The following is a 14,135-nucleotide window of genomic DNA, read 5'->3' on the forward strand; positions in this document are numbered from 1 at the left end:
ATGAGGAAGCCCCATCGCGGGCTGGGCCCTCCAGGAGTTGGAGAGAGACCTTGGGGAAACTGGTCTATTCGGAGGAGAGGAAGAGAAGGTGCCATGGGTTGGGGCGCTTGGATCACAGATGGCGGCACTGTAGGGAAAGATGGCCATCTCGAAGTACTCCTAGTCTCCTTATATAGCTCCTACCGGGAAGGCCACTCCGGACGTCTGCTCAAGCTGGGGCACCCCCTCCTCCGCTCTCGCGGCCTGGCGGCCCCGGCCTGCGCCTGGAAACCAGGCCGCTCCCCGAAAGCACTAGCGATCGGTTACGAAAGCAACGGGCGCACTTTCACCAGAATATTCGGGACCGGTCTCTCCGGCAGGTTCGCAAGAAGGCGTCGGCGACGACCAGGAGCCGAGACGTCAGGTATCGGACATCGGACACACGGGTCCCGGTGCCCTGGTCTTAGGCTGGCCTACTCGGCGGTTCGGAATTCGTAGGCCTGCCGTACCAGCCCCAGGACCTGGCCCAGGTCGGTGTCCTTGGTCAGGTCGATCTGGACGCTGCCGTTCCCCCATTTGCCCTTGCCGGTCACATCGATGGCCAGCCCCCGGGTGTCGTGCAGCATCTCGAAGGGCATGTTCAGGGTCAGCCTCAGACGCTTGGCTTGGGGGACCACATCGACGAAGTTGGTCTCGGTCTTGTAGGCGACGTAGTTTTTCAGGAACGTCTCACTGATGGCTTCGTCGAGAGCGAGGACCTCACTCCTGAACCTCTCGAAGAGGGCGCGGGGGACGGGGCGTGACAGGTGCGGGTGATCGTTGATCGTGTAGGCCGATTCAGGTCGGGGCTCGGACTGTTGGAAATCCGCGGGCAGAACCGGGCGCGGCCAGATCTCCAGGGCCTGGGCCGCCAATGTCTCGGCCCGATGGATGATCGCTTCCTCGTTCCAGGCCTCCAAGGTCCCCAACCCTTGGTTCAGACGGAGTGGACTCTCCCGGAATCCGCCCCTCACGTCCCGTTTCCTGGTGAACGGGAGGTCTCCGTATTCGGAGTTGTAGCCGGTCAGAGTCAGGTTGCCGAGGGTGTGCAGTCGCCGGGCACGGACATCGACCCAGTCCGGGCCGAGTTCCTCACGCCATCGCTGTGAGAGGTTCTCGTTCTGCGGAAGGATGTGCTCGATCGTGTACTCCTCGATCGATACCCGTTCCTTTCGCCCGAAGTTCTCCAGCTTCCGCAGCAGGTGTGACCTGCGCTGAAACTTGTACATGTTGTGGTTGATCAGAGAATCGGTGAACTCCTGGTCGGTGGGGAACGACCGGTAGCTTGTCAGCCCCGCTAGGTGCGCCTGCACACTCTCGACGTATCGGGACTTGTCGATCGACTTCGTGAAGGTGCTGAACGTCCTGTTGAGGGAGTTGGTCGGAACACGGCACACGGCTCGGCGGAAGATGTAGGACGTGACCATACCGACGATGGAGAGCAGGTCATCGCGGTCCAACGTCCCGTTCCTGTAGTCGGCGTAAAGCTCCAACAGCAGGGGGTAGACCACATCCGCCTTGATTTCGCGCAGATCCTGGAACGCCTCAGCGAGTTCCTTGTCCTCCTCGTGGTCCAAGGCGACTGCGCAGTACCACGACGCGTAGGAGCGCATCTCCTTGACCAGTGATTCGGTTGTCTCTCCGCGCTCGCGACGGAGGTTCGAGTAGTCCTTGAACGCCCCGTACACGTCTCCGAAGCGGGGGATCTCCCCGGTCACGACCGTCAGGTAGTGCCGTACGAAGTCATCGAACTGCTTCTCATAAGCGGCCTGGGCGAAGTCTGTCTCCATGGGACGCCAGTAGTTGTTGTACAGCACTTTCTGTGTCCTTGGCTCTTGTCCCATGAGCACGTAGTTGCGGATGAGGTCCGCTTGGGTCAGTTGCCGGCCGGTCGAGTTCATCGACTCGAAGATCAGTTGAGGGTTATCGTGGGTGCGGTCCAGTCGGATGTCGACCACTACCAGCTTCGCGAGTCCTCGGCAGACCTCGGCCAGGTCCTTGCCGGGCTTGGCGAGCCGTTCCCGGAACCGCTCGAAGTTCTGTCGCACTCTCTCTGAGGAATCGGACGGCGGTTCGGTCCGGCCGACGATGGCTTTCAGTGTCGCCTCGTCCTTCGCGCTGAGCAGGAGTCGGAAGTACTCGTCGCTTCCTTCCTCCTCCTCGCTGTTCACCAGGTACCTGTGGCGCAACTTCTTAGGTGAGAACTCCTTCCACGGTTCGCGTTCCCCCTCGGGTAGCCCGTCCAGCACGGCGGCCAGTGCTGCGATCAGCAGGGTCACCGTCGTTAGGCGCTGCTGGCCATCGATGACCAGGTTGGGCTCTTCCGCGGTCAGGTTGGACAGCCCGTTCTCCACGTGCACGATCGACCCGGTGAAGTGGGAGTTCAATTCCGGATCACGTCCGGCCCGCTCGATGTCATCCATGAGCTGATCGCACTCGTCCTCCGTCCAGGAGTAGGCGCGCTGGTAGATCGGAATCACGAACCGACTGCCCTTCGCGAGCAGTTTGAGCAGCTGAGTCTCAGAGGCCTTCACGGTGTGGGGCATCCTTCTGATCTGATGGGGGATGTGTGCCCTCACCTTGCCACGGCTTCGCCTTGGCCGCGAAGCCGAGCTCTCCAGATGCTTTCTCCGGACCTGAGGTGGTGCGGCGGGCGCTTCGGCCGGAGGGGCGGAAACGCCGGAGGGCCCTGATCCAGCGGATCAGGGCCCTCAGGCTCTGGATGAGTGACGGGACTTGAATGCTGGTGGGGGAGTGGTTTGACCTGCGGTGATACGAGAAGTTGCAGGCAGGGGGGAAGTTGGCGCTCGGTTGTGCTGCGTTGCCCCGCGTTCGGCTGGGAGGTGTGCACCCTGGGGGTGCACGTCCTTGGCCGCTGTGATGCACCCTCGCGGGTGCACCACAGCGGCCCTGCCGCCCCGTGCCGTGTCGGGACGTGCACTGGAACGTTTGGCACGGGGTGCATCCCAGATGTGGGACCCAGCCCTCCGGTGTCAGCTCCCTGAAGCAACTTCAGTTTGATCCAGGGCACCTTCGTGGCGCCGTCGTAGCCATTTAGGACGACCGGTCACTGGCCTTGAAGCTTTGGAAGTCGATGGTGCCCGCTGAGGGACCGGAAGTGCGTCCGGCCTGCACCCGCTATCGTTCGCGCAGGTGGTACAGGATATTTCCTCGGCTTCCCGCGATGCTTCACCTTTACATTGGGCGGCTTGGGATGCTCGTTACCTGGAGTTCCACACCGCGCCTGTGGAGGTCCTCCGCCAATGCGGCAAGGGCGACCTGGGAGGACGGGAACAGAGTCCGGGGCGTCAGTGAGTGGTGCGTCTTGAGCCGGATGGCGAGAACGACTGTGCGAGGACGCCAGCCGTCGCCCAGGTCGCGTCCGGGGGCGGCGGCATTGACCCGATCGCGAAGCCACTTTCGGGCATCGGCCTCGTTATTGAGGGACTCCACGGCCGCCTGTGCTTGGACAAACAGGTGGCTGAGGGCGCCAGCGGAGCCGGCCTGTTTGACGAGGATCAGCTCATCGTGCACGCCCAGTAGGTCGCACAGCTCCACGCCGTTGCGGTTGTGCAAGGGCGTGCCTGCCAGTTTGCGATCCAGGGCGATCATGCCAGGAACAGCCTGTGCGACGTTCTTGACGTATTCGGGCTCGGCTTGGTCTCGGGCCCAGTCGGGGAGCCGGAAGTGCGTGCCATTGTCAATGAGCCGCTGCACCGTGTTGTGCAAGGTTTCCGCATAGTCGGCGCCGAGCTCGAACCAGTGGCCGTCAGTGAGCGTGTAGATGCGGTCCCCGTGCGGAAGGAGTGCATCAATGCATGGAAGCAGGCTGGTGTAGTTTCGCAGCTTCTCCCGCCCGATCCGGTCCTGATAGAAAGTGAGCTTTGCTTCGCGCAGCGCCTGGACACGTGTACCGGGTCGCTGCACCCGCAGCCGCGACCAAATCTCGTCGATATCCAGTTGCTCACGCACAGGGCCAGCCGCCCCGCCGATGTGTACGCGTACAGACCGAGCACGTTCTTGGTCGTCCAGCATTTGCGGGGTCGGTGCGATGGCGATTTCCAGCTCTCCACGCCCACCCAGGGTGTCGTCCAAGAGCAGGTTCAGAAGCTCCAGATCATCTGGATTATTGACCTCCTGGAAGGCATTGAAGTCGGCGAAGGCCTCGTGGGGCTGCCCCTCCCGCTCGATCGCGGCGATGCGTCGGATATCGGCCACAAGGTCGGCGGGCTCGATGCCGAACTTGGTGGTCACGCCCTTGGAGCAGTGGATCCGCGGGCGCCGTCCCGTGCGCTTGGTGTGGGTGAGCTTCCCGCTGTGGTTCCGTGCGCTGATTCGGTCTACACGGTCTAGGTGCGGGCGCAGGCCAAAGTCGCGCCAGCGCAGCCCTGCGGTGGACACTGTGGAGTCGCGACGTCCAGGAGTGTCGGTCGGGCGCCGGTGGACGCTGGTGACCTCCTCGGGGTCGCATGCCCGGGAGGCGAGGCGTAGGCCGAACCCGCGGTCCTTGAGGGAGTCGGGGATCAGATAGTGCCCATCGCCGTAAGTCCAGGCATACACCCTGTCGTCCACGGCGATGAGTACGACTACCGCAGGGTTCAACTTACGCAGGTGAAATTCCATGCGAGTCGAGCGCTGGGCGTCACGGAGCCACTCCGGCTCCTGCAATCCGCGGCGCTGGCCGTGGGCTACGACCGCGGCTCGGCCATCGATCGAGATTTGTTCGATGCTGAGCTCCTCTTCGCGGGTGCACTGTTCCTCTAATGCATGCCGCATCCCCGCATAGGTGGGCTCGACGGCGGTTGTCAGTCGGTGCAGAGTCAGGTCTCGGGTGGGGCACAGGCGGCGTCTGCGGTCGGCGCCGCCTACCGGATCGTTCATCACAACTCCTGGGGAAGCCGGTTCGCTGAGTGCGCCCGCATGACTGCCTGGCGGCGCGGCGCCACCGTTTGTCCGGCGAGCCATTCCCCCTCTGTGGGCACAGCCGCAACATACGCCCGCTCAAGAATGTTCATAAAGGTGAAGCTCTGATAAGCCCCTTTATCAGTAGCTCAAATCGAAGAAGAGTCCGTCATGCCGCTAGTCTGGACAGAGTTGAGAGAGGAGGGGCATGTCAGGCACGACACAGACGCTCACTATGCAGGACATCGCCGACCTTGCCCGTGTGCAACGCCCGGTCGTGAGCATGTGGCGCAAGCGGTCAACCGTGCGCGGCGAAGAGATCCCCTTCCCGAGCCCGGTTCACAGAACCAGTGGAGTCGAGCACTTCGACCGTAGCGCGATCGTCGAGTGGCTCCAGCGCACTGGCCGTGGGAACAACAGCGAAGTAGATCTCGACGCACCGGCACTCAGCGTGCCTGACGAGGCGAAGCTCGAGGATTTGGTGACTCTGCTGTGTCTGGCCACCGGGACCGGCACTGAACTTGCCGAGACCACAACGCAGCAGCGGCATGACCTGGCGTCAACGCTGGACCAGCACGACGAGTTCCTGCTGAGTGAGGTTGACGCCATGGCGCCGTCACATGCCACGTTGATCTTCGCCGACGAACTTATCGAAGCCTCCTTCGGTCCGGCTGAGGCGTTGGACCGGCTGGAGAACGGTCGCCTTGGCCGCTCGACAGGTGCGCGTGATCTCACGACGGAGGCCATCGATCTAGTCCGGCACGTCGTGGAGGCCTGCATTCTCCATCTCGATGCTGATGGCCTACCGCTGCTTCACAGCGGCGCGAGCGACAAAACGCGGCTAATGTTCGAGCTGGTCAGGGACTTTCGGCACCTCATCGTGGCAGGAGACGCATCGAAACAGAGGGCTTTGCGTCGGCGAGCTTTCATTCGAGGGATCACGATGACGGCGGAGCGAACGAGCCCGCATGTGCACGTGCTCTCCGTTGTCGATGTGGAAGCTTCGGAAGCGCTGGACACCATCGACGATCTCGTGCTCGATCTCGGGCCGTCAGATCTCGCGGTAATCCTCGGTCCTGCGGCCGTGCTGTGTGACGACCTGCGCGGAAAACAAGAGCAAGACCGGGCCCAGACCTTGCGGCCGGGAAAGCTGGCTGTGGCGCTCCGTCTGCCTCGGGGGCTGTGGCGGGAGGCGTACCGACAGTCGCTCGGCCTGTGGGTGTGCACCGGCGATGCCTCGCGTGAGCGTCCCCTCGTGGCCGATCTCGCGGCTATGACCACTGACGAGCTCGAACTGGGCGACCTCACCTCCGATGTCACCGGAGCGCTCGAGTCTGAGAAAGCTCGTGCCTACCGTTACCTTCGGCCACACAACCTGACTCAAATCCTCAGCTCACGCCTTCCCGTCGTTCCGCGCGGCGTCCGCGCACCGCAGCTGGCCACGAAAGACGTCACTGAGCACCTCACGCGCATCAACGCCGCCACCTTGGTCACGAGTGCCCCTGTTCCAACGTTCGACGTCCTCGCTGAGGCCGCACCCGGCTCAATGCTGCTGCGGCGACATTCCTTGGGTGAACTCGGCCAGCTCAAGCGGATCATGGTCAAGCGGGGCAGTAGGTTCGACCCCACGCGGGCGGATCCTACAGGCTCCGTGCGTGTGCTTTCGGCGAGCGTGGGCGGCGAGCTCTTCCGCCTGGATCCATTCGATGCTGCCGAGCACCACCTGCGCGCGGCCCGTACCGAGCCCGGCGATGTCGTCTTCACGGAACGTCCACGTCCAGCCGCATTCGTCGACGGTGTAGGCGGCTCACTGATCGCCACACCATCCAGGCTGCTACGTATCGCACCGAATGCCGGCATCGGACCGCATACCATGGCCGCCCTCATCAACCGCAGACCGGACGACGCGAACGAGTGGCGCACCTGGAACGTGCCCATCGTCGACGCAGAGTTTGTCGAGCAACTTGAGGACGCGCTCATTGCCGCAGCCGAACACGAAGCATGGCTTCGAAAACACCTCGTCGCGACCGGCGACCTGGTGTCGGCGATGATCAACGGGGTTGCCGCAGGAGCGGTAAAACTCACCGTACCACCAGCAGGATAGGAACTACGTCCCATGCCACCGCGCACAAAGAAGGAAACGTCGGCGCCGTCGACGATGCAAGAACTCAAGGACATGCTGTGGAAAGCGGCGGATCGCCTCCGCGGATCGCTGTCCGCGAGTCAGTACAAGGACGTCATCCTCGGCCTGGTCTTCCTGAAGTACGTCTCGGATGCCTACGACGAGCGCCGCGAGGCGATTCATGCTGAGCTGTCCGAGCAGGGATACGACCAGGGTCAGATCGACGACCTTATCGACGACCCCGAGGAGTATCAGGGCTATGGCGTGTTCGTGGTGCCGCCTGCAGCGCACTGGACGTATCTCGCAGAGAACGCGAAGGGCAAGCCCGCGACCGGTGCCGAGCTGGCGAAGAACGTCGGCCAGTTGGTCGACGAGGCGATGGAACTGGTAATGAAGGCCAACCCCACGCTCCAGGGCACTCTTCCCCGACTGTACAACCGGGACAACATCGACCAGCGCCGCCTCGGCGAGCTGCTCGACCTGTTCAATAGTGCCCGATTTAGCAGGAAGGGTCAGTATCGCGCCCGCGACCTGATGGGCGAGGTCTACGAGTACTTCCTCGGAAACTTCGCACGCGCCGAGGGCAAGCGGGGCGGAGAGTTCTTCACCCCGCCGAGCGTGGTTAAGGTGCTTGTCGAAGTGCTCGAGCCATCGAACGGCCGCGTCTACGACCCGTGCTGCGGCTCCGGCGGCATGTTTGTGCAGACAGAGAAGTTTATCTACGAACACGACGGCGATCCGAAGAGGGTTGCTATCTACGGCCAGGAGAGCATCGAGGAGACCTGGCGGATGGCGAAGATGAACCTCGCCATCCACGGTATCGATAACAAGGGCCTCGGCGCCCGCTGGGGCGACACCTTCGCACGTGATCATCACGCCGACGTGCAGATGGACTACGTGATGGCGAATCCGCCGTTCAACATCAAGCACTGGACACGCAGCACCGAGGACCCGCGCTGGCAGTTTGGAGTTCCTCCAGCCAACAACGCGAACTACGCCTGGATTCAGCACATCCTGTCGAAGTTGAACTCGACTGGCAGCGCCGGCGTGGTGATGGCTAACGGTTCCATGTCGTCACAGGCCAACACCGAGGGCGAGATCCGCGCGGGCATCGTCGAGGCTGACCTCGTGTCATGCATGGTGGCGCTGCCGACGCAGCTGTTCCGCAGCACCGGCATCCCAGTGTGCCTGTGGTTCTTCTCGAAGGACAAGAGCGAGGGGCCGAACGGCGCGATGGACCGCACAGGCGAGGTGTTGTTTATCGACGCCCGCGACCTCGGGTTCATGGTCGACCGCGCGGAGCGTGCGCTATCTGAGGAAGACATCACCAAGATTGCCGACACATACCACGCCTGGCGCGGCACACGGTCAGCCGCGAAGAAGAAGCTCATGTACGAGGACGTGCCAGGTTTCTGCAGGTCGGTGGGTCTAGCCGACATCAAGGATGCTGATTACGCGCTGACACCCGGACGGTACGTCGGCGTACCGGAGGTCGAGGACGATGGCGAACCGATGGAAGAGAAAATCCAGCGGCTAACAAAGGAGTTGTTGCAAGCGTTTAATGAGTCAGCACGAATGGAGAAGGTTGTGCGGGAGCAGATGGAGCGTTTCGATGGGTGAGACGAGTTCTCTAGGTGAAATGGCTGACCTGCAAGTAGGATTCGCTTTCAAAAGTTCCGAATATTCTACAGACCCATCCCACGCACGCTTGCTGCGTGGTGACAATATTGCACAGGGAGAACTCCGCTGGGATCGGTGTGCCTACTGGGGGGGCGATGACGTCGATATGCGCTATCGCCTCTACCCCGGTGATGTCGTCCTTGCGATGGATCGACCATGGATTGATGCTGGCCTCAAGTTCGCATCAGTGAGGGAGGAGGACACCCCCAGTTACCTTGTTCAGCGTGTGGCGCGCCTCCGTGCGAAGCCAGGAACGCACCAACGCTATCTGCACTACCTGATCGCTAGTGGTCAATTTTCGAGTTACGTGCTGTCGGCGCAAACGGGGACAGCAGTTCCGCATATTAGCGGGGCGCAGATACTTGAATTTCGCACCTCGCGGCGCAGCTACTATGAACAGCAAGCGATCGCGGAGGTGCTGGGGGCGCTCGACGACAAGATCGCCGCAATTCACAGGGTGCGCCGGGTGACTGGCGAGCTGGCTCGTACAAAATTCGCAAAGGCTGCGAAGTCTGGCAATAGAAATAAAATTCTGGACGTTTCGACACTCGTCACGCGTGGGATCACGCCGAAGTACACAGATTCTGATGGTGTGACCATCCTGAATCAGAAGTGTGTACGCAAGCAGTGGGTCAGCTTGGATGCTGCTAGGGTGACCGACAGCTCAAAGACACGTTCGAGCAAGATGCTTCAACGCGATGATGTGCTCGTCAATTCGACTGGATTTGGAACGCTGGGTCGGACCGCGCGCTGGATTCGTGACATTGATGCAACTGTCGATTCCCATGTCAGTATTGTTAGATTTGATCCGAATATCATTGACCCTGTCTGTGCTGGCTTTGGCCTTTTGCGGATAGAGAATCAGATCGAAAGCTTGGCCGAAGGAAGTACGGGGCAGACCGAGCTTCGGCGTGATCTCCTTGCATCACTTGAGATCCTCGTGCCTTGCAGGGAGGATCAGATTGTCTTGGGAAAGGAGCTGGCGGAGCTCGATACTAACGCCCTCATTCTTGAAGATGAATCCCGAATCCTCGCAAAGGCCCGTGACGAGCTACTCCCCCTGCTCATGTCCGGAAATATTCGTATTCGGGACATGGAGAGAGCTGTCGAGGAGGTTGTCTAATGGCGACAGAAAATGGCTTTAACGAGGCCGACTGGGAGAACGTCGCTCTCGAAGCGCTGGCCGATCAGGAGTGGCAGCCGCTGCCGGGCACGGCGATCGCACCTGGCAGCGAGAACGGCCGCGACTCGTGGGACGACCTGGTGCTTCGTAGACGTCTGCTGGCCAAGATGCGCGAGCTCAACCCCCGAGTGCCCGCCGAGCACCTTGAGCCGGCGCTCGCGGAGATCCTCCAGCCGACCTCGCAGGACGCGATCACTGAGAACCGCCGATTGCACGAAATCTGCGTGAACGGCCACCGCATCTCCTACATCGACTATAACGGCGTGGAGCAGAATCCCACGATCCGCCTTATCAGTGAGAAGGTCGAACACAACGAGTTTCTCGCCGTCAACCAAGTGACGATCCGTTCTATCGACGCCGAACGTCGCTTCGACATCGTGCTATACCTTAACGGCATGCCGGTCGCAATCGTCGAGCTCAAACAGGCAGGGGCCGAGAAGGCCGACATCGCCGCCGCCCACGCACAGCTTGCGACCTATCGGCACGATTTCCCCATGGCGTTCCGGTTCGCCGTGACAACGGTGATCAGTGACGGCATCACCGCCCGCTATGGCACGCCCTTCACACCACTTCACCACTACTCACCGTGGAACGTCGACGATGACGGTGTACCCGTCGCAATGGACGCCCCGGACGCTTATTTCGAGCTGGAGCTTCTCATTCACGGCGTATTTAACGCCGAGCGGTTTTTGCAGCTTCAACGCAACTTCACGGCCTTTGACGAAGGCGCCGAGGGTTACGTCAAGCGCATCGCTAAGCCACACCAGTACTTTGCGGTCAACAAGGCCGTGGGTAGCACGGTTGCGGCGGTGCAGAGCCACGGCAGGGCCGGTGTGGTCTGGCATACGCAGGGCTCCGGAAAGTCGATGGAGATGGAGCTGTATGCCCACCTCATCAGCAAGAAGCCCCAGCTCAAGAATCCTACAGTCATCGTGGTCACCGATCGCAAGGAACTCGACGGCCAACTGTTCGAGGCCTTCCGCCGTTCCCAGCTGCTGCCCGAGCAGCCTGTGCGGGTGACCAGGCGGGCCCAGCTGCGTGAAGAGCTGGCTAACCGAACCACCGGTGGCATTTACTTCACGACGCTGCAGAAGTTTGGTCTCAGCAAGGAAGAAAAGGACGCCGGGCTCGACCACCCGCTGCTGTCTGACCGGCGAAACATCATCGTCGTCGCTGACGAGGCGCATCGCAGCCACTACGACGACCTCGATGGCTATGCCCGTTATCTCGCGGACTCCCTGCCGGGCGCCGCGCTAATCGCTTTCACGGGGACACCGATCTCCTTCGAAGACCGCAATACCCGTGAGGTCTTCGGTGACTACATCGATATCTACGACCTGACTCGCGCGGTCGACGACGGGGCCACCGTTCCTGTCTACTTCGAGCCACGTCTGATCAAGGTCTCACTATCCGAGGAGGTGAGCGAGGAGGACCTGGACCGCGTGGCAGACGAGGCCACCACGGGGCTTGACGACGTCGAGCGCGCGAATCTCGAGAAGTCCGTCGCCGTCATCAACGCCATCTACGGAGCTCCCACCCGTCTCGAGGCGCTCGCGGCCGACATCATCAAGCACTGGGAACACCGCTCGACCGAGATGCGGAAGTTCATCGAATCCCCAGGCAAAGCCTTCATCGTCGGCGGCACCCGTCGGATCTGTGCCGATCTCTACGAGGAGATCATCAAGCTCCGGCCTGAGTGGCACGACGACGCCCACGACAAGGGCGTGGTCAAGGTCGTCTACTCGGGGTCGGCAAGCGACACTGGTGCGATCGCGAAGCACGTCCGACGGGAAGGGCAGAACAAGGCCATTCAGCAACGCCTTCGCGACCCGGACGACGAGCTCCAACTCGTCATCGTCAAGGACATGCTTCTCACTGGGTTCGATGCTCCTCCCCTGCACACCCTGTATCTCGACCGGCCACTCAAGGGCGCCCAGCTCATGCAGACGCTCGCCCGGGTCAATCGCACCTTCCGCGGCAAACCCTCTGGCCTGCTCGTCGGGTACGCGCCTTTGGCGGAGAATCTCACTCAGGCACTGGCCGAATACACGAAGACCGATCAAGCGCAGAAGCCTGTCGGCAAGCACATCGATGAGGCCGTTGCCCTCACCAAGCAGCTCGTCGAGACGCTCGATGAACTGTGCGCGGGGTACCCGTGGCGGAAGAAACTCGATGGTGGCGCAAAGAGCTGGCTCAAGGCAGCTCATGGACTCACTGGCCACCTGCGTTCGCCCGCCACACCGGGCAACCAGGTATCTGACGACGAGGAGCCCCTAGGCGCCAAGTTCCGCCGTTTCGCAGGTCAGCTGTCCCGCGCCTGGGCGCTGTGTTCCGGCAGCCAGGACGTGCAAGAGCTGCGCCCGGTGGTGCGATTCTACGAAGAGGTCCGCGTCTGGATGGGCAAGTTCGACGCGGCCGAGCGACAGGCCGAGGGCAAGCCGGTACCCGAGGAGATCCAGCGGATGCTGTCGTCGCTGATCGCCACCTCGACGACACCGCGCGAAATCGTCGACATCTACGACGCTGCGGGTCTGGCGAAGCCGTCGCTATCGGATCTCGGACCGGACTTTCAGGTCAAGGCCCAGTCCGCGTCGAACCCGCACCTCGCAATCGAGGCGTTGCGAGCGCTGCTCACCGAGGAGTCGGGCAAGGTCACCAAGCACAGCCTGGTGCGCCAGCGCGCGTTCTCCGAACGCATCGCCGAGCTCATGCGCAAGTACACCAACCAGCAGCTGACGTCGGCCGAGGTCATCGCTGAGCTGATCGAGATGGCTAAGGAGGTCGCTGCCGAAGGCAACCGTGGGCAGCACTTCTCGCCCCCGCTCTCCACCGACGAACTCGCCTTCTATGACGCGGTGAGCACCAACGAGTCGGCCGTCAAGCTGCAGGGCGAGGAAGTGCTCGCGCAGATCGCGCGCGACCTCGTGGGCATCATGCAGCGCGATGTGAAGACTGACTGGACCGTCCGCGATGACGTGAGAGCCAAGTTGCGATCGTCGATCAAACGGTTGCTGGTGAAGTACAAGTACCCGCCCGACAAGCAGCTGGAGGCAATTCGCCTCGTCATTGAGCAGATGGAAGCGTTGGCCCCCCGCCATGTCGATAACGGTCCCAACACGCGGACGGCTGGCTAAGCACAATGTCGTTGAGTTACGGAGGTTGAAGACCAACGGCGTCGCGGGGTTGCAGGGTGGTGGCGGTGTCTGGGACCCTTGACCCGGTACTTGGACATCTTGTATTTGGCCACCCGAGGCAGGCGGCAGGGCAGCAGTTGTTTCGTGCCGGGTGTGATGGAGGCTCTCAGGAAGGATGAGAGCCATGCCAGAACCGAGGAAACACCCCGATGAACTGCGAAAACGCGCTACCCGCATGGCCGTGGGAGCCCGACAGAACGCGGCCACACGACCCGGAGCGATCGCACGTGTCAGCGATCAACTGAGCATCAACCGCGAGACTCTGCGCAACTGGGTGAGCCAGGCCGAGGTCGATGCCGGACATCGGCCCGGTACCACCACCGACCAGCCCCGACGCCTGGCCGAACTGGAACGCGAAGACCGAGAACTGCGCAGGGCCAACGCGATCCTGAAGTCCGCGTCGGCTTTCTTCGCGGCGAAGCTCGACCGCCCACACACCAGATAGTCGCCTTCGTCGACATCCACCGACACCAGTTCGAGGTCGAGCCGATCTGCCACGTCTTGCAGGTCGCCCCGTCCACCTACTGCGCCGCCAAGAGCCGAGCCCCGTCGCTGCGCTCACGCACTGATGAGGCCACCACCGCCAAAATCCACCAGGTACACGCTGACAACTAACTACGCCGTGTACGGAGCACGTAAGGTCCTCGCCGAGCTGAACCGGCAAGGCCACCGGGTGACCCGCTGCACGGTCCAACGGTTGAGGAAACGGGCCGAACTGCACGGAATTTCCCGCACCGAGCAGCACCGCACCACAACGAGATCCACAGCCCCGGACACTCGGCCCGAACTGGTGGAACGAGCGTTCACCGCCGATGCACCCAACCAGCCGTGGGTCGCCGACATCACCTACATCCGCACCTTCAACGGCTGGGTCTACGCCGCGTTCGTCATCGACGTGCACTCGCGCCGAGTGGTGGGCCGGCAGGTCTCACGATCGCCGCGCACCGACCTGGCCTTGGACGCGTTAGAGATGGCGGTGTGGAACCGGTCCCACGTGGGCCGGAGGATCGATGGTCTGGTCCACCACTCCGACCGC

At 62.2% G+C, this 14,135-nt stretch carries 7 protein-coding genes, 1 pseudogene and 1 other annotated feature; of the genes and pseudogenes, 6 read left to right on the forward strand and 2 right to left on the reverse strand.

Going from position 1 to position 14,135, the window contains the following annotated elements:
- Positions 1 to 452: 452 nt before the first annotated feature.
- Together U9J66_RS18000 and U9J66_RS18005 are read right to left on the reverse strand one after the other, a co-directional pair.
- Positions 453 to 2,552 carry a DUF262 and DUF1524 domain-containing protein gene (locus U9J66_RS18000; RefSeq protein ID WP_326338212.1) on the reverse strand — a complete coding sequence of 700 codons (2,100 nt, stop codon included), beginning with the start codon at positions 2,550 to 2,552 and terminating at the stop codon, positions 453 to 455.
- 661 nt (positions 2,553 to 3,213) lie between these two features.
- Complete coding sequence (locus U9J66_RS18005; protein WP_326338213.1) at positions 3,214 to 4,899, reverse strand: TIGR04141 family sporadically distributed protein; 1,686 nt, start codon at positions 4,897 to 4,899, stop codon at positions 3,214 to 3,216.
- A gap of 229 nt (positions 4,900 to 5,128) precedes the next feature.
- Here U9J66_RS18005 and U9J66_RS18010 point away from each other — a divergent pair, with 229 nt between their 5' ends.
- From U9J66_RS18010 to U9J66_RS26090, 6 genes and pseudogenes are all read left to right on the forward strand, one after another.
- Entirely contained in the window at positions 5,129 to 7,024 is a 1,896-nt protein-coding gene (locus U9J66_RS18010; RefSeq protein WP_326338214.1) for a hypothetical protein, read from the forward strand.
- A 12-nt stretch (positions 7,025 to 7,036) separates the two neighbouring features.
- On the forward strand, positions 7,037 to 8,662 hold the full coding sequence (locus U9J66_RS18015) for a class I SAM-dependent DNA methyltransferase (RefSeq protein ID WP_326338215.1): 1,626 nt from the start codon (positions 7,037 to 7,039) through the stop codon (positions 8,660 to 8,662).
- Positions 8,655 to 9,845 carry a hypothetical protein gene (locus U9J66_RS18020; RefSeq protein WP_326338216.1) on the forward strand — a complete coding sequence of 397 codons (1,191 nt, stop codon included), beginning with the start codon at positions 8,655 to 8,657 and terminating at the stop codon, positions 9,843 to 9,845. Before U9J66_RS18015 ends, U9J66_RS18020 begins: the two co-directional genes overlap by 8 nt.
- Positions 9,845 to 13,039 (forward strand): type I restriction endonuclease subunit R, encoded by a 3,195-nt coding sequence (locus tag U9J66_RS18025; protein ID WP_326338217.1) that lies wholly within the window; start codon positions 9,845 to 9,847, stop codon positions 13,037 to 13,039. The genes U9J66_RS18020 and U9J66_RS18025 overlap by 1 nt, the downstream gene beginning before the upstream one ends.
- 184 nt (positions 13,040 to 13,223) lie before the next feature.
- Positions 13,224 to 13,544, forward strand: a complete 321-nt coding sequence (locus U9J66_RS18030; RefSeq protein ID WP_326338218.1) for a transposase — start codon at positions 13,224 to 13,226, stop codon at positions 13,542 to 13,544.
- Positions 13,502 to 13,615, forward strand: a sequence feature (AL1L pseudoknot). Its footprint overlaps the gene before it by 43 nt.
- Positions 13,616 to 13,667: 52 nt before the next feature.
- A pseudogene (locus tag U9J66_RS26090) lies at positions 13,668 to 14,132 on the forward strand (DDE-type integrase/transposase/recombinase); the annotation flags it as partial.
- Positions 14,133 to 14,135: the final 3 nt, after the last annotated feature.

Origin of the sequence: Nocardiopsis sp. LDBS1602, from assembly GCF_035818715.1 — a bacterium.
Classification (GTDB): Bacteria; Actinomycetota; Actinomycetes; order Streptosporangiales; family Streptosporangiaceae; genus Nocardiopsis; species Nocardiopsis alba.